We start from the raw sequence: 16,228 nt of genomic DNA on the forward strand, positions 1-16,228 counted from the left end.
AGCGCCCCGAGACTGGCTCGGGGCGCTTCGGCGCCTTATTGCACCTGGCTGCGCAGCGCCTTGGCGGCAGCGACCATGTTGGTCAGCGCCGGAATGACCTCGGCCCATTGACGCGTCTTCAGGCCGCAGTCGGGGTTGACCCACAGGCGTTCTGCCGGAATGCGCTCGGCGGCCTTCTGCATCAGTTGCACGATGTGCGCTTCGGTCGGGATGTTCGGCGAGTGAATGTCGTACACGCCAGGCCCGATTTCGTTCGGATACTTGAAGTTGTCGAATGCGTCCAGCAGCTCCATGTCCGAGCGCGAGGTCTCGATCGTGATGACGTCCGCGTCCATATCGGCGATCGACGCGATGATGTCGTTGAACTCCGAATAGCACATGTGCGTGTGGATCTGCGTTTCGTCTTCCACGCCGTTCGCCGTGATGCGGAACGATTCCACGGCCCGGCGCAGATACTCGCCCCACTGCGCGCGTCGTAGCGGCAGACCCTCGCGCAGCGCGGCCTCGTCGATCTGGATCACGCCCACGCCGGCCTTTTCCAGGTCGAGCACTTCTTCGCGAATGGCGAGCGCGAGCTGGTAGCACGAGACCGAACGCGGCTGGTCGTCGCGCACGAAGGACCAGTTGAGGATCGTCACCGGGCCCGTGAGCATGCCCTTCATGGGCTTGTTCGTGAGCGACTGCGCGTAGGTGATCCACTCCACCGTCATTGCCTTCGGCCGGCTGATGTCGCCGAACAGAATGGGCGGCTTCACGCAGCGTGAGCCGTACGACTGCACCCAGCCGAATTGGCTGAACGCGTAGCCGTCGAGCTGCTCGCCGAAGTATTCGACCATGTCGTTGCGCTCGGCTTCGCCGTGCACGAGCACATCAAGACCCAGTTGCTCCTGCTCACGCACGCTGCGCTCGATTTCGGCGCGCATGGCGGCCTGGTAGCCCGCGTTGTCGAGCGTGCCGCTCTTGAACTGGCTGCGCGCCTGGCGGATTTCCGCCGTTTGCGGGAACGAGCCGATTGTGGTGGTCGGGAAGGCGGGCAGCTTCAGACGCGCAGCCTGCTTCGCGGCGCGCTCAGCGTAGGCATGCTGACGATTGCCGAGCTGTGCATCGATGCGGGCGATCGCGGCCTTCACTGCGGGGTTGTTCACGCGCGGCGACTGGCGGCGCGCCTGAACGGCGGCGGCGTTCGCCGCGAGTTCGGCTGCGACCTTGTCGCGGCCGGCATTCAGCGCCGTGGCGAGCACCTTCACTTCGTCGAGCTTTTGCAGCGCAAACGCGAGCCACGAACGGATTTCAGCGTCGAGCTTCTCTTCGCTCGCGAGATCCACCGGCACGTGCAGCAGCGAGCACGACGGCGCGATCCAGAGGCGCTTGCCCAGTTGCTTCGCGAGCGGCTCGAGCCAGTCGAGCGTGGCGTTCAGGTCCGTCTTCCAGATGTTGCGGCCGTTGATCGCGCCCACCGAAAGCACGCTCTGCGCAGCCAGCTTTTGCGCGGCCAGCGCGACTTCTTCGCGCGCGTTGATCGCGTCGATATGCAGACCGTCGACAGGTAGCGAGCATGTGAGGTCGAGGTTGTCGTGCAACTGGCCGAAGTAGGTGGCCAGCAGCAGCTTGACGCTGCGCTGCTCGAAGCCTTCATACGCTGCCGTAAACGCGGCGCGCCAGGCCGGATCGAGTTCGGTCACGAGAATCGGCTCGTCGATCTGCACCCAATCGACGTCCATCACGCGGAAGTAGTCGAGCAGCGCGCGGTACACGGGCATGATACGCGGCAGCAGCGCCAGCTTGTCCGAGTCGTCCTTGGCCTTGCCGAGCCACAGGTACGTGAGCGGCCCGATGATCACCGGCTTGGCCTTCACGCCCAGTTCGCGGGCTTCACGCAGTTGCTCCGAAAGACGCGAGGTGTCGAGGTTGAACTGCGTATCGGCCGTGAATTCGGGGACGATGTAGTGATAGTTCGTGTCGAACCACTTTGTCATTTCGCCGGCCGCGACGCCACCGCAGCAAGCGGCATGGTCCTCGGTGCCTGCTGCCGAGCGGCCACGCGCCACGCGGAAGTAGTTGTCGAGCTTGTCGCCGTGGAAGCCCTGCACGCGCTCGGGCAGGTTACCGAGCGTGAAGCTCATGTCGAGCACCTGGTCGTAAAACGCGAAGTCGCCGGCGGGCACGAGGTCGAGACCCTTCTGGTTCTCCCAGTGGCGCGCGCGCAGTTGCGCGCCGAGTGCCTTCAGTTCGTCGCGCGAGGATTCGCCCTTCCAGTAGCGCTCCAGACCGAATTTGAGTTCACGTTTCGCGCCGATGCGCGGAAAGCCGAGATTGTGCGTGGTGACCATGTGCGGTGCCGTCCGAAATGAAAGTGCTGAAAACGATCCAGAGTCGCAACGATCATAGGGGTATCCGATGATGAAGAAAAATGGCATTATTTCATCCATCCATTAGTTTCTTTCATCTGGTTGCCTGATGCTCGAACGCGTTCACCTCGTCATCGTCCGCGAAGTCGCCCGCCAGGGCTCGCTTACCGCAGCGGCGGAATCGCTTTTCCTCACACAATCGGCGTTGAGCCACACGGTCAAGAAGATCGAGCAGCAGCTAGGCACGCAAATCTGGGACCGCGAGGGGCGCAGCCTGCGGCTGACGCAGGCCGGGCAATATCTGCTCTCGCTGGCCGAACGGCTCTTGCCCCAGTTCGAACTCGCGGAAGAACGCATGAAGCAGTACGCCGCGGGCGAGCGGGGCACGTTGCGTATCGGCATGGAATGCGCCCCGTGCTATCAGTGGCTGCTCAAGGTGGTCTCGCCTTATCTGGCGCGCTGGCCCGACGTCGATGTGGACGTGAAGCAGCGTTTTCAGTTTGGCGGCATCGGCGCGTTGATCGGATATGACATCGACGTGCTGGTCACGCCCGATCCGCTGAACCGGCCCGGGCTGCGTTTCGATCCGGTGTTCGACTACGAACAGGTGCTGGTGGTCGCGGAAAACCATCGGCTCGCGGACGTGCGCTACGTGAAGCCCGAACAGCTCGTCGACGAAACACTCATCACGTATCCCGTGGATACCGACCGGCTCGATATCTACAACCAGTTTCTGCGGCCCGCGAACATCACGCCGCGCCGTCACAAGACGATCGAAACGACCGACATCATGCTGCAGATGGTCGCGAGCCATCGCGGTGTGGCCGCGTTGCCGCGATGGCTCGCGGAAGAATACGCAGACCGCATGCCGCTCGCGATCGTGAAGCTCGGCAAGCAGGGCATCGCGAAGCAGATCTTTCTCGGCACGCGCGAAGGCGACGCCGTGGTCGATTACCTCAAATCGTTTGTCGAATTCGCGCGCGACCCGATCTGGCAACAGCCCCGTGTGCGAGGCTGATGGATTACGTTTTGAAAATGAAAGAAACGTCGTTCAAGTTCGTATATTGATCGTTCAATTAACTTAAAGCCGCTGCCCAGGGGGGCTTCTCGGGAATCGCTTGTCGCTTCTGCGCAATTGCTCGTCGCAATTGCTACGTTAGTCCGCTTTTTGCCGGACAACTATGTGTCATGAGACTTCATGACCCTGCGACGCAGTTCGATTCCTGAGGAGATGACGATGTGCCGATTCCCCCTGCTTAAGACAGGCGCGCTCGCGTGCGCCGCCATTCTCTGCACCAGCGCCTACGCGGCCGATCCCGCCGCGTGCAAGGACGTGCGCTTCGCCGACGTGGGCTGGACCGATATCGCGGCGACCACGGGCGTGGCATCGACGATCCTCGGCGCGCTTGGCTATACGCCGACCAAGACGATCGCCTCGGTGCCGATCACATTCGCAGGGCTCAAGAGCAAGCAGATCGATGTGTTCCTCGGCTACTGGTCGCCGACCATGGACCCGATCATCGAGCCCTTCACGAAGTCGGGCTCAATCAAGGTGCTCTCGACGCCGAACCTCACGGGCGCCAAATACACGCTTGCCGTACCCGATTACGTCTACCAGGGCGGCCTCAAATCGTTCCAGGACATCGCCAAATACGCGGACAAGCTGCAAGGCCGCATCTACGGCATCGAACCCGGCAACGACGGCAACGCGCTGATCCAGAAGATGATCGGCGCGAATCAGTATGGGCTCGGCAAATTCAAGCTCGTCGAATCGAGCGAGGCGGGGATGCTCGTGCAGGTGAACCGCGCCGTGCGCGAGAAGCAATGGATCGTGTTCCTCGGCTGGGAGCCGCATCCCATGAACGTGCAGATGAAGATCGACTACCTCTCCGGCGGCGATGCGGTGTTCGGGCCTGACTATGGCGCGGCGCGCGTCCTGACCGCGGAACCGCCTGACTATGCCGCGCGCTGCCCGAACGTGGCGAAGTTCGTCTCCAACCTGCAGTTCACGACCGCCATCGAGAACCATTTGATGGTGCCGATCGCCAACAAGGAGGACCCGAACAAGGCCGCCGCCGACTGGCTGCGCGGCAACCCGCAGGTGCTCGACAACTGGCTCGCCGGCGTGACCACGCTCGACGGCAAGCCGGGCCTGCCTGCCGTGCGCGCCTCGCTGGGCGTGCACTGACGTGCCCTTGTCCGCGGCGAAAGCCGCGGACAACCCTGCGGTACATCCCTATTTGCGCGGCAATTTTGGTTGATTAGCGTTCAAAAGAGGAGGAGGCAGATGGAGCAAGCAGGAATCGGTACGCATGGCGCGGAGGAGAGCGCCGCACGAGGCGGTCATGGCCATGCGCTGCAGCGCGGCCTCACATGGAAAGATGCGTTCTGGGTGACGAGCGGCGTGCCCGCGGGCGTGCTGTTCACGATTGGCGGCGTTTGCGCGACCATCGGCCAGCCGGCCTGGGCCATCTGGATTGCATCGATCACGATGGGCCTCGTGCAAAGCGCCACTTACGCCGAGATTTCAGGGCTCTTTCCGCACAAGTCGGGCGGTGCTTCGGTGTACGGAGCAATCGGCTGGGTCCGCTACAGCAAGATGATCGCGCCGGTTTCCGTGTGGTGTAACTGGCTCGCGTGGTCGCCCATGCTGGCGCTGGGCTGCGGACTCGCCGCGAACTACGCGCTCGCCACGCTGTTTGCGCCCGAAGCGGCCATCCTGCAGTGGCACTGGACGCTCGCCAACCTGGACTTCATCAAGCCGGGTCTCACGCTGCGCATCAACGCGACATTCCTGATCGCCGCGGCGTTCCTGCTCATCACGTTCCGGCTTCAGCACAGCGGCGCTTCGAAGGCCGCGAAAACGCAGAAGATTCTCGGTATCGCATCGCTCACGCCGCTTTTGATCGTCGGGCTCGTTCCCTTCGTCACGGGCGATGTTCCCGCCAAGCATCTTTTTCCGCTGCTGCCGCTCGGCCACGACGCGCACGGCAATCTCACCGCGTCGGTCTTCGGCACGTGGAACGGGCAGGGCGTGGTCATGGCGCTGGGCGCGATGTTCATGGCGGGTTGGGCATCGTACGGCTTCGAAACGGCGGTGTGCTATACGCGCGAGTTTCGCGACCCACGGCGCGATACGGCGCGGGCGATCTTCTGGTCGGGCGCGCTATGTCTCGTCGTGATGACGCTCGTTCCGCTCGCGTTTCAGGGCTCGCTGGGTACGGCGATGATGCTCGATCCGCGCATTGGCGACGGCACCGGCGTGGGCACCGCGATGGCCGCTATGGTGGGCGGCGGGGCCTGGGTGGGCAACGCCGTGGTGGTGATGCTCATGCTCTCGATCTTGCTGATCGTGATGACGTCGATGATGGGTTCGTCGCGCACGCTCTATCAGGCTTCGGTGGATGGCTGGCTGCCGCGCTATCTCTCGCGCGTGAACGAGCACGGCGCGCCGACGGCGGCGATGTGGACCGATCTCGGTTTCAATCTCATCCTGCTCGCGATGTCGGACTATATGACGGTGCTGTCGATCTCGAACGTCTGCTACATGTTGTTCGTGTTCCTGAACCTTCAGTCGGGCTGGATTCATCGCATGGATCGTGGCTCGTGGGCGCGGCCGTTTCGCTGCCCAACGTGGCTGCTCGCGCTGGGTGCGCTGTGCGGGTACGCGAACCTCGTGTTCGTGGGCGCGGGCGCCAATCTGCAAGGCGAGGGGACGCTGCGCGATGGCCTCATTGCCATGCTGCTGATCGTGCCGGTGTTTGCTTTCCGCCATTACTGGCAAGATCGCGGGCGGTTCCCGGCGGGCAGTGCGCTCGATATGGAAGTGAGTGTGCCGGTGCGCAGCCGGTGGTTGAGTTTGGCGCCGTATGGTGCGCTCGTTGCGGCGGCGCTGACGATTGCGGTTTCGCATTGGCTGGCCGCGTCGGTCTGAGTTGGCTTCAGTGTTGGCGGCATCGTGCGGGCGGATCGCTCGCGTGGTGCCGCGTTTTTTGCCTTGCGTTTCTTCCGGTCAATCGCACACTGCATCACAGATGCTTGACGACGCCCAGCGTCACGCTGAAACTGCCGGTTGCATACGTGCCGATCATGCTCAATTGCGCGACCGGGTTGTTGTGCCCGTCCTCGAGCGTAAGCACTCCGCCGGTGAGGCCGTTGACGAGACTGGGTACGAACGTACCCCGCGTGGCGGGAGCGTGCAGCTTGATGACGTCGCCCTTCACGAAGCCCGCTATCACGCCCGCGAAGGCGCCAGGGTTGAGCAGAACCAGCTTGCCGGTGTTGCTGGCGAACGTGATGGTTTGCGAACTGGCCACCGCTGCAACCGATACGACGGCGCCCGCGTCTAGCGTAATCGTCCCTGTACCACCCAGCGAACCCGCGCATACGAGTTCGCTGCCTGCATCGGCGTTGATCATGCCGTCATTGCTTAGGTCTCCCACTAAAATAAGCGGCCCGTTAGCCGTGATCGTCCCGCCGTTGTTTTCGAAACCCATGGGTGCCGTCACCCGGCCACTGCCCGACAACGTGCCGCCTTTGTCCACGCCGAGCGCGGCCGTGTCGATTTGCCCGTGATCGAGCGTCAATGTGCCCGTCGCACTGACGTTGACACCCAAGCCTGCCGATACGATCGCGTGATTCGCCACATCGAGGGAACCCGTCCCCAGCGCAGCGCCAACGCCCAAGGCGCCTTCGATGACGAGCCGCGCCCGGTGGCCCGAAATCGAAACCTTGCCGCTCACGTGCGCTTGCAGCGTCCAGCCGATATACAGATCGCTGGCGGCGACGACGCTACAGCCCGCGATGGTGAGCGTGCCGTTGGCCTGCCGGCCGACGATGATCTGGCCGCGAGCGGTGAGGGTGGCCTCCGAGACGTTCACGGTCCCCTCGGCATGGTTGCCGACGACGAGTGCCCACGGATAGACGAGCGGGTCGCCATTGCCCGCGGTGACGGTGCCGCCATCCGCAATGGTCAGCGTGCCGGGGTTGCCTTGCCCAACCGCGATAGGCTGATTGCCCCCATCGACGACGGCCCCAGCGCCTTGAACCAACAGTGCAGCAGATGGAGGCCCGGCGTCACCAATCAGGATTCCGTAGTTGTCCACCGAATGGAAAGGCGTGATCGCGACAACGGCATGTGCGCCAACCGTGAGCGCGCAGGTGCCTCCGTGGCTGCCGTCTATGGGCAAGCCAAGCCGCGGTGTGGTCAGGACCGCGCCCTGGTCGAGCGTCAGCTCCTGGTTGGCCTGCACGCCATAAGTCGCCGTCAATAGACCCGACACATTGGCGGTTCCGTAGAACTTCAGCCGTTGTACGGTCCCGGCACCGGTCACGACGACGCCGACGCCATCGATGCTCGCAAAGTCGTTCGGCCCAGGCGGCTGTGTTGCGGGCGCACCGTTCACCAGCCAGTTTGCCGCTGACGCAAAATCCCCGGCCGCGCCCGGGGCCCAGCTATAGACGGCCATGCTCGATCTCCTGATGTGCCGCAGATAAACGCATCGCTTTCCAAGCCTAAAGATTGCGGTACGTTTTCGCGTCCATCATTTGGTGGAGAACGCAAGCCGGCGCGCAGATCCTTGCGCGCCGGTTCTGGGCCATCAGCTCGCTTCTTACAGCGTCACGCTATGCGCGCGTACTTTCTCCCTGCGCGACCTACCGTCCGCTGCGGGATAAGCCGCCCCTCGCGCCGGCGTCCCGTTCGCCACAAAATACGGCGCATGCGATCGAGCAAGCGCGTCGCGCCCGCGTATGCGATCCGCGATCTTCTCCGCAATCATGATGGTCGGCGCATTGAGGTTGCCGGTGGTAATGCGCGGCATGATCGACGCGTCGACCACGCGCAGGCCGTCGAGTCCGTGCACGCGGCCTTCGCCATCCACCACGGCCATGTCGTCGTAGCCCATCGCACACGAACACGACGGGTGATAGGCGGTTTCCGCGCGGTTGCGCACGAAAGCATCGATCTCGGCGTCGGTCTTGAGCGCCGCGCCGGGGTTCAACTCGCGTCCGCGAAACCGGTCGAGCGCGGGCTGCGCAATGATTTCGCGGGTGATGCGAATCGCGTCGCGGAACTCGCGCCAGTCGAGCGCCTCGGCCATGTAGTTGAAGAGAATCGACGGATGCTGGCGCGGATCGCGCGAGCGCAGTTTGACGCGCCCGCGGCTAGGCGAGCGCATCGAGCCCACGTGCGCCTGGAAGCCGTGCATCTTGATCGCATTGCTCCCGTTGTAGTTGATCGCGACGGGCAGAAAGTGATACTGAAGGTTCGGCCACGGATCGTCGTCGCGCGTGCGAATGAAGCCGCCCGCCTCGAAATGATTGCTCGCGCCAATGCCGGTGCCGCGCAGCATCCATTCAAGGCCAATAGCCGGTTGATTTCGCATGAGGAGCGCAGGGTAGAGCGAGACGGGCTCCTTGCACTCGTACTGCATGTACATCTCCAGGTGATCCTGAAGATTCTGCCCAACGCCCGGCAGATCGAGCACAACGGGAATGTCGAGTTCGCGCAGCCATGCACCAGGCCCGACGCCCGAGCGCTGCAGAATCTGCGGCGAGGCGATCGCGCCCGCACACAGCAGCACTTCGCGGCGCGCGTAGCGGGTTACACGCGCGGGCCCGTCGAGAAAGACGACGCCACACGCCCGCTTGCCGCTGAACAGAATGCGGTCCGTCACCGCGTGCGTGACGATGTCGATGTTGGGCCGATGCTTTGCCTGATCCAGATAGCCGCGCGCGGTGCTCGCGCGCCGGCCTTTGGCGGTCACGGTGCGGTCCATCGGCCCGAAACCTTCCTGGCGGTAGCCGTTGAGGTCGTCGGTGCGCGGATAACCCGCCTGCACGCCCGCCTCGATCATCGCCTCGAAGAGCGGGTTCACGCCCGGCTTGCTCGTCGTCACGTGAACGGGACCTTCGCCGCCGTGATAATCGTTTGCGCCGACGTCACGCGTTTCGGCCTTGCGGAAATAGGGCAGGCAGTCCAGATAGCTCCAGTTTTCGAGCCCCTTGCGCTCGGCCCAGCCGTCGTAGTCGAGCGCATTGCCGCGGATATAGCACATGCCGTTGATGAGCGACGACCCGCCCAGCCCCTTGCCGCGCCCGCATTCCATGCGCCGGTTGTTCATGTGCGGCTCGGGATCGGTTTCGTAGGCCCAGTTGTAGCGGCGGCCCTGCAACGGGTAGGCGAGTGCCGCGGGCATCTGCGTGCGGAAATCGAAGCGGTAGTCAGGACCGCCTGCTTCGAGCAGCAGCACCGTCGCGTCGCGGTCCTCGGTGAGGCGCGCGGCAAGCACGTTGCCCGCCGAACCCGCGCCGATGATGATGTAGTCGTACTCTTGCGCTGCCATGCAGGACTCCCTCAGAAAACGGGCTGATACGGTCCCAGTTCCACCTGGACGGATTTGAGGCGCGTGTAATGCTCGAGCGTGGTGATGCCGTTCTCGCGGCCCACGCCCGACTGCTTGTAGCCGCCCACTGGCATTTCGGCGGGTGACTCGCCCCACGTATTGATCCAGCAGATGCCGGCTTCGAGCCGATGAATCACGCGGTGCGCTCGAGTGAGGCTTTCGGTCACGACGCCGGCGGCCAGGCCGTAAAGCGATTCGTTGGCGCGTGCGATCACTTCGGTTTCGTTGGCGAAGGCGAGAATGCTCATCACCGGGCCGAAGATTTCTTCCTGCACGATGCGCATGTCGTCGCGGCAGCCGGAGAACACGGTGGGCTGCACGTACTGGCCGCGCGCGAAATCGCCCTGGGTGAGGCGCGCCCCGCCCGCGAGCAGCCGCGCGCCTTCGCGCTTGCCGCTCTCGATATAGCCGAGCACCTTGTCGAGTTGCGCGGCGCTCGCGAGCGGCCCGAAGTTGGTGGCCGGATCGGCGGGATTGCCCACGCGGATGCGCTTCACGCGTTCGAGCACGAGAGCCTCGAGCGCGGCAATGACCGATTGATGGACGAACACGCGCGTGGCGTTGGTGCATACCTGGCCCGCGCTGAAGAAGTTGGCGGTGACGGCGATATCGGCGGCGCGCTCGAGGTCGGCGTCTTCGAAAACGATGAGCGGTGACTTGCCGCCCAGTTCCATCGTGACTTCCTTGAGCGTGGAGCCGCCTGCGGCCGCCATGACCTTTTTGCCGGTTTCGACGCCGCCCGTAAACGAAATCTTCTCGATGCCTGGATGCACACTCAGCATGGCGCCCACACGGCCGTCGCCGTGGACCACGTTGAATACGCCGGGTGGCACGCCTGCCTCGATATAGATTTCCGCGAGCTTCGAGGCCGAAAGCGGGGTGATTTCGCTCGGCTTGAAGATCATCGCGTTGCCGGCGGCAAGCGCGGGCGCCGATTTCCAGCAGGCGATCTGCAGCGGATAGTTCCATGCGCCGATGCCTGCTGTGACGCCCAGCGGCTCGCGCCGCGTGTAGACGAACGAGCTTTCGCGCAGCGGGATTTGCTGGCCTTCGAGCGCGGGCGCGAGGCCCGCGTAGTACTCGATCACGTCGGCGCCCGTGGCGATATCCACGCTACGCGTTTCGGCGATGGGCTTGCCTGTGTCGCTGGTTTCGAGCGCCGCGATTTCATCGTTGCGCTCGCGCAGCAGTTCGACCGCGCGCCGCAGCACGCGCGAGCGCTGCATCGCCGTCATGGCGGCCCAGATGCGCTGGCCGTTGCGGGCCGACTGCACGGCGCGGTCGATATCGGCGGCGCTCGCGTGCTGCACCGTGGCCAGCTTGGCGCAGGTGGCGGGATCGTAGGTGTCGAACGTTTCACCGCTGGTGGCGTCGCTGTAGGCGCCGTCGATGAAGAGGCGTTGCAGGGGAAAGAGGGACATCGCTGGCTCCGGGCCGGGTTATCTGGTCGACTTGCCCGAACGCGGCTTGGCGCGCGATTCGAGCAGCAGGTCGATGTAGTCATTGGCCACGCGCAGCGCGGCCTTCGTGTCGAACGGTTCGCCCGTGAGCGCGCCGCGCAGCCAGAGGCCGTCGATCAACGCAGCGAGTCCGCTTGCGGCGCGCCGGGCCGTAGCGGCCGGCAACACCTTCTCGAACTCCGCGCAGAGGTTCGAATGCAGCCGCCGCGTGTTGACGCGCTGCAGCCGGCGCAGCGCGGGCTGATGCATGCTTTCCGCCCAGAACGCGAGCCACGTCTTCATGACAGGTGAGTTCACCTGCGAAACGTCGAAATTGGCCGCGACGATGGCGCGCAAGCGAGCACGCGGCTCGTCTTTCGCGGCAAGGCGACGCCGCACCGTGGCCTCCCAGAGGTCGTGCAGCACGTGGCGCATGGTGGCTTCGAGCAGCCCGTCCTTACCGCCGAAATAGTGACTGACGATACCGGTCGAAATCTTCGCGTGCTGCGCGACGGTGGCGAGCGTCGTGCCGGAGAGACCCGACTCGTCGATCGATTGCAGGGTGGCGTCGATGAGTTGCGCGCGGCGCACGTCGCGCATTCCGATCTTGGGCATGGTGATTCCGGGCGATTCGGGGAGGTTTCCACTCTAGGTATTTTTTATTGAATGTTCAATCAATAAAAACGTAGAAATGGCGGGATCGGCGGATTTTACAAAGTCCGCGTCGGATTACCGATGATCGCGTCGCCGGAACCCCTCGCGAGGCCCGCCAGATAACGGATTGCGCCTGTTTTGCAGGGGTATTTCTGTCACTGGCGTGTCGCGTTAGCGCCAGCGCGTGTCGTGTCTGCGCAAGTCGGGCGAGATTTGGACTTGTACGTTTTGATCCACCGCGCAAGGCGCCATGCGTTGCCGGCGCGGCCCGACAACCTGTATCGCCAGACCAGAGAGACCCGACACCATGAGAAAACTGAATGCGGTGGCACTGAGCGGCATTGCGGTGGCATTGAGCGCCGTCTCGACAGAAAGCCATGCCCAAAGCAGCGTCACCCTGTACGGGATCATCGACGCGGGCGTGACCTACGTGAGCAATGCGGGCGGCTCGCATCAAGTGAAATTCGACGATGGCATTGCGCAGGCGAACCGCTGGGGTCTCAAGGGCACCGAGGATCTCGGCGGCGGGTTGAAGGCCGTGTTCCAGCTGGAAAGCGGCTTTCACCTCGGCAACGGACAGATCGCCAACGGCGGCTCGCTTTTCGGTCGCCTGGCTTATGTCGGACTCCAGAACGATTGGGGCACGCTCACGTTCGGCAATCAGGCCGACATGACGCAGGAGTTCGTCTACCTCTACAACGTCACGGCGTGGGCGAGCGGCTACGCGATCAACCAGGGCGACTTCGACCGCATGAACGGCGACCATCTGCCGAACGCCGTGAAGTTCATGTCAAACACATTCGGCGGATTCCAGTTCGGCGGCATGTACTCGTTCAGCAATACGCCCGGCGACTTCCACACCGGCAGCGCCTGGAGCGTGGGCGCGCAGTACCAGAACGGCCCGTTCGCGATGGGCACCGCCTACACGCAGCTCAACAACCCATCGGGCATCTACGCGTTCGACCCGTACAACATGATCGGCGTGCGCACATTCTTCGGCAGGCCGACCGTGAGCGTCGATCCGGCCACGGGCGCAGTCAACTCGCTCTACTCGGAGACGCCGTTCCCCGTGGACAAGCAGGCCGCCTTCGGCGTGGGCGCGAGCTACGCCATCGGCGACGTCACGCTCATGGGCGCTTTCACGTACACGCAGATCAAGGCATTCGGCGAGAGCGAGCACATGCAGGTGGGCGAGGGCGGCGCGAACTGGCAGGTGACGCCCGCGTTGAGCGTGGCGGGCGGCTACCAGTACACCCACTTCGACGGCCACCACTGGAATCAGCTTTCGGCGGGGATGCATTACCTGCTTTCGAAGCGCACGGACGTGTACATCTCAGGCGACTGGCTCAAGGCGTCGCAGGGTGTGGACGCGGTGATCGGCTATAGCTTCACGCCGTCTTCCACCACCACCCAGGCCGATGTGCGCATTGGCTTGCGTCATCAGTTCTAAGCGGACATGCGGGTGCTTTTCCAACGCAAAACATCGGGAAAACCCGCGGTCAAATGCTGGCGTTGCGGCCTCCGGAGTCGCCCGAAGCCCCGGCTGGCGAGGCCGTCCAACGGCGATGGCGTTTTTGTTCTATCGGCTGCCATGGCCTCTTTGGTCTACTTGCACCCAAGCTCATCCATGCGCTCAGCGCGAAGGGAAGTCAGATGAACGTCAGCGTTTTCGACCTGTTCAAGATCGGAATCGGTCCGTCCAGTTCGCATACGGTCGGCCCGATGGTCGCCGCGTGCCGCTTCGCGTCCCACATCGAGGACGCCAATCTGCTCGCCTTTGTGCGCCGCGTCAAAGTCGAGCTGTACGGCTCGCTCGGCGCGACGGGCAAGGGCCACGGCACCGACAAGGCTGTGCTGCTCGGCCTCGAAGGCAACCTGCCCGACTCGATCGATCCCGACCAGATCGAGCCGCGCCTCGCCGCCATTCGCCGCGAGAAGACGCTCGTGGTGCTCGGCAAGCAGACCATCCGCTTCGACGAAAAGGAGTGCATCGGCTTCTTTCGCAAGACGATGGGCGGCGCAAACACGCTGCACTCCAACGGCATGCGTTTTCAGGCCTTCGACGAAAACGGGCAGCTGCTCGTCGAAAAAGAGTACTACTCGGTGGGCGGCGGCTTTGTCGTGAACCGCGACGGCGACCGCGTGAACGGCGTGCGCAGCGGGCGCGAGGTGCCGTATCCGTTCCGCACGGGCGACGACCTGCTGCGCGTGTGCAAGGAGAGCGGTCGCTCGATCGCCGAAGTCACCCTCGCGAACGAGTGCGCGGCACGCTCGCCGGAAGACGTGCGCGAAGGGCTGCTCGCGATCTGGCGTGCGATGGCCGCCTGCGTGGAGCGCGGTTGCAAGATGCATGGCGAATTGCCCGGCCCGATGCAGGTGAAGCGCCGTGCCGCCGATCTCTCGGTGCATCTGCGTTCGCGCTCCGAAGAGTCGCTGCGCGATCCGCTTTCCATGCTCGACTGGGTCAATCTCTACGCCATGGCCGTGAACGAAGAGAACGCGGCGGGCGGGCGCGTCGTCACGGCGCCCACGAACGGCGCGGCGGGCGTGATTCCCGCGGTGCTGCACTACTACGTGAAGTTCGTTGCGGGCGCGAACGAAGACGGCATTGCCAACTTCCTGCTCACGGCCGCGGCCATCGGCATCATCTACAAGGAAACGGCGTCGATCTCGGGCGCGGAAGTGGGCTGCCAGGGCGAAGTGGGCGTGGCGTGCTCGATGGCCGCTGCGGCGCTTGCTGCCGTCATGGGCGGCACGCCGCGCCAGGTGGAGAACGCCGCCGAAATCGGCATGGAGCACAACCTCGGCATGACCTGCGACCCCGTGGGCGGCCTCGTGCAGATTCCCTGCATCGAGCGCAACGCGATGGGCGCGATCAAGGCGATCAATGCCGCGCGCATGGCGCTCAAGGGCAACGGCGAGCACTACGTCACGCTCGACAACGTCATCAAGACGATGCGCGAAACGGGTGCCGATATGAAGACGAAATACAAGGAGACGTCGCGCGGTGGTCTCGCCGTGAACGTCATCGAGTGCTAACTGAAGCTAATGGTAACGCGCAACAAGGGGTCCGCTAGATGAGCCGCTATTCGATATTCAGTCTGTTCCGCAACGGGTTGTCGTATCACGAGAACTGGGAGCGGCAGTGGAGAAGCCCGGAGCCGAAGAAGGAGTACGACGTGGTGATCGTCGGCGGCGGCGGGCATGGTCTCGCAACGGCCTATTACCTCGCGAAGGAGCACGGCGTGAAGAACGTCGCGATTCTGGAGAAAGGCTGGATCGGCGGCGGCAATACGGCGCGCAACACGACCATCGTGCGCTCGAACTATCTGTGGGACGAATCGGCCGCGCTCTATGAGAAAGCGATGAAGCTCTGGGAAGGGCTCTCGCAGGACCTCAACTACAACGTGATGTTCAGCCAGCGCGGCGTGATGAATCTCGCGCATACGCTGCAGGACGTGCGCGATACCGAGCGCCGCGTGAATGCGAACCGCCTGAACGGCGTGGACGCCGAATTCCTCACGCCCGAGCAGATCAAGGAAATCGAGCCGACCATCAACCTGAACAGCCGTTACCCCGTGCTGGGCGCCTCGATCCAGCGCCGCGCGGGCGTGGCGCGCCACGACGCCGTGGCGTGGGGCTTCGCGCGCGGCGCGGACCAGCACGGCGTGGACATCATCCAGAACTGCCAGGTGACGGGCATTCGCCGCGACGGCGCGCGCGTGACCGGTGTGGATACGTCGAAGGGTTTCATCAAGGCGAAGAAGGTCGCCGTGGTGGCGGCGGGCAACACCACGACACTCGCGGACATGGCCGGCGTGCGCCTGCCGCTGGAAAGCCACCCGCTGCAGGCGCTGGTGTCGGAGCCGATCAAGCCGGTGGTGAACACCGTGATCATGTCGAACGCGGTGCACGCCTATATCAGCCAGTCCGACAAGGGCGACCTCGTGATCGGCGCGGGCGTGGACCAGTACACCGGTTTTGGCCAGCGTGGCAGCTTCCACATCATCGAGGGCACGCTGCAGGCCATCGTCGAAATGTTCCCGGTGTTCTCGCGCGTGCGCATGAACCGGCAGTGGGGCGGCATTGTCGACGTTTCGCCGGACGCCTGCCCGATCATCAGCAAGACCGACGTGAAGGGTCTCTATTTCAACTGCGGCTGGGGCACCGGCGGCTTCAAGGCGACGCCGGGCTCGGGCTGGGTGTTCGCGCACACCATTGCGAAGGACGAACCGCATCCGCTCAACGCGCCGTTCTCGCTGGACCGCTTCTATACCGGTCATCTGATTGACGAACACGGTGCAGCCGCCGTCGCACACTGAGCAACTTCGTTGCATGGGACCAGAGTAAGGCGCTGAAGCGCCAACTCTGGTCGACAGGA

At 64.0% G+C, this 16,228-nt stretch carries 11 protein-coding genes; 6 read left to right on the forward strand and 5 right to left on the reverse strand.

What is annotated here, in order from left to right; genetic code table 11:
- Positions 1-35: 35 nt before the first annotated feature.
- The gene (metE, locus tag E1N52_RS20570) at positions 36-2,330 is read right to left on the reverse strand and encodes a 5-methyltetrahydropteroyltriglutamate--homocysteine S-methyltransferase (RefSeq protein ID WP_133184570.1); all 2,295 of its coding nucleotides are present in this window, start codon (positions 2,328-2,330) and stop codon (positions 36-38) included.
- A 127-nt stretch (positions 2,331-2,457) separates the two neighbouring features.
- Here metE and E1N52_RS20575 point away from each other — a divergent pair, with 127 nt between their 5' ends.
- From E1N52_RS20575 to E1N52_RS20585, 3 genes are all read left to right on the forward strand, one after another.
- On the forward strand, positions 2,458-3,366 hold the full coding sequence (locus E1N52_RS20575) for a LysR family transcriptional regulator (RefSeq protein WP_133184571.1): 909 nt from the start codon (positions 2,458-2,460) through the stop codon (positions 3,364-3,366).
- A gap of 219 nt (positions 3,367-3,585) precedes the next feature.
- A complete protein-coding gene (locus E1N52_RS20580; RefSeq protein ID WP_133184572.1) occupies positions 3,586-4,536 on the forward strand; it encodes a choline ABC transporter substrate-binding protein in 951 nt (316 codons plus the stop codon).
- 99 nt (positions 4,537-4,635) lie between these two features.
- Entirely contained in the window at positions 4,636-6,282 is a 1,647-nt protein-coding gene (locus tag E1N52_RS20585) for a trimethylamine N-oxide permease (protein ID WP_133184573.1), read from the forward strand.
- 94 nt (positions 6,283-6,376) lie between these two features.
- Here E1N52_RS20585 and E1N52_RS20590 read toward each other — a convergent pair whose 3' ends face one another.
- The 4 genes from E1N52_RS20590 to betI form a co-directional block, all read right to left on the reverse strand.
- On the reverse strand, positions 6,377-7,816 hold the full coding sequence (locus tag E1N52_RS20590) for a hypothetical protein (protein WP_133184574.1): 1,440 nt from the start codon (positions 7,814-7,816) through the stop codon (positions 6,377-6,379).
- A 144-nt stretch (positions 7,817-7,960) separates the two neighbouring features.
- A complete protein-coding gene (gene betA / locus E1N52_RS20595) occupies positions 7,961-9,694 on the reverse strand; it encodes a choline dehydrogenase (protein WP_246089153.1) in 1,734 nt (577 codons plus the stop codon).
- Between the two features lie 11 nt (positions 9,695-9,705).
- Complete coding sequence (gene betB / locus E1N52_RS20600) at positions 9,706-11,175, reverse strand: betaine-aldehyde dehydrogenase (RefSeq protein ID WP_133184575.1); 1,470 nt, start codon at positions 11,173-11,175, stop codon at positions 9,706-9,708.
- Between the two features lie 18 nt (positions 11,176-11,193).
- Positions 11,194-11,808, reverse strand: a complete 615-nt coding sequence (betI, locus tag E1N52_RS20605; RefSeq protein WP_133184576.1) for a transcriptional regulator BetI — start codon at positions 11,806-11,808, stop codon at positions 11,194-11,196.
- Positions 11,809-12,154: 346 nt separating this feature from the next.
- Between betI and E1N52_RS20610 the strand changes: the two genes are divergently transcribed.
- The 3 genes from E1N52_RS20610 to E1N52_RS20620 all read left to right on the forward strand — a co-directional run bounded on the left by E1N52_RS20610 (position 12,155) and on the right by E1N52_RS20620 (position 16,169).
- Positions 12,155-13,297: a porin gene (locus tag E1N52_RS20610; RefSeq protein WP_133184577.1), complete on the forward strand. Its 1,143-nt coding sequence runs from the start codon at positions 12,155-12,157 to the stop codon at positions 13,295-13,297.
- Positions 13,298-13,500: 203 nt separating this feature from the next.
- The gene (locus E1N52_RS20615) at positions 13,501-14,886 is read left to right on the forward strand and encodes an L-serine ammonia-lyase (protein WP_133184578.1); all 1,386 of its coding nucleotides are present in this window, start codon (positions 13,501-13,503) and stop codon (positions 14,884-14,886) included.
- 38 nt (positions 14,887-14,924) lie between these two features.
- A complete protein-coding gene (locus E1N52_RS20620; RefSeq protein ID WP_042260300.1) occupies positions 14,925-16,169 on the forward strand; it encodes a sarcosine oxidase subunit beta family protein in 1,245 nt (414 codons plus the stop codon).
- The last annotated feature ends 59 nt before the right edge of the window (positions 16,170-16,228 follow it).

Source organism: Paraburkholderia guartelaensis (genome assembly GCF_004353905.1).
Taxonomy (GTDB): Bacteria; Pseudomonadota; Gammaproteobacteria; order Burkholderiales; family Burkholderiaceae; genus Paraburkholderia; species Paraburkholderia guartelaensis.

Excerpts from the sequence above, each read along its gene's own strand:
- metE (WP_133184570.1), bottom strand. The coding sequence starts at position 2,330 with ATGGTCACCACGCACAATCTCGGCTTTCCGCGCATCGGCGCGAAACGT.
- E1N52_RS20575 (WP_133184571.1), top strand. The coding sequence starts at position 2,458 with ATGCTCGAACGCGTTCACCTCGTCATCGTCCGCGAAGTCGCCCGCCAG.
- E1N52_RS20580 (WP_133184572.1), top strand. The coding sequence starts at position 3,586 with ATGTGCCGATTCCCCCTGCTTAAGACAGGCGCGCTCGCGTGCGCCGCC.
- E1N52_RS20585 (WP_133184573.1), top strand. The coding sequence starts at position 4,636 with ATGGAGCAAGCAGGAATCGGTACGCATGGCGCGGAGGAGAGCGCCGCA.
- E1N52_RS20590 (WP_133184574.1), bottom strand. The coding sequence starts at position 7,816 with ATGGCCGTCTATAGCTGGGCCCCGGGCGCGGCCGGGGATTTTGCGTCA.
- betA (WP_246089153.1), bottom strand. The coding sequence starts at position 9,694 with ATGGCAGCGCAAGAGTACGACTACATCATCATCGGCGCGGGTTCGGCG.
- betB (WP_133184575.1), bottom strand. The coding sequence starts at position 11,175 with ATGTCCCTCTTTCCCCTGCAACGCCTCTTCATCGACGGCGCCTACAGC.
- betI (WP_133184576.1), bottom strand. The coding sequence starts at position 11,808 with ATGCCCAAGATCGGAATGCGCGACGTGCGCCGCGCGCAACTCATCGAC.
- E1N52_RS20610 (WP_133184577.1), top strand. The coding sequence starts at position 12,155 with ATGAGAAAACTGAATGCGGTGGCACTGAGCGGCATTGCGGTGGCATTG.
- E1N52_RS20615 (WP_133184578.1), top strand. The coding sequence starts at position 13,501 with ATGAACGTCAGCGTTTTCGACCTGTTCAAGATCGGAATCGGTCCGTCC.
- E1N52_RS20620 (WP_042260300.1), top strand. The coding sequence starts at position 14,925 with ATGAGCCGCTATTCGATATTCAGTCTGTTCCGCAACGGGTTGTCGTAT.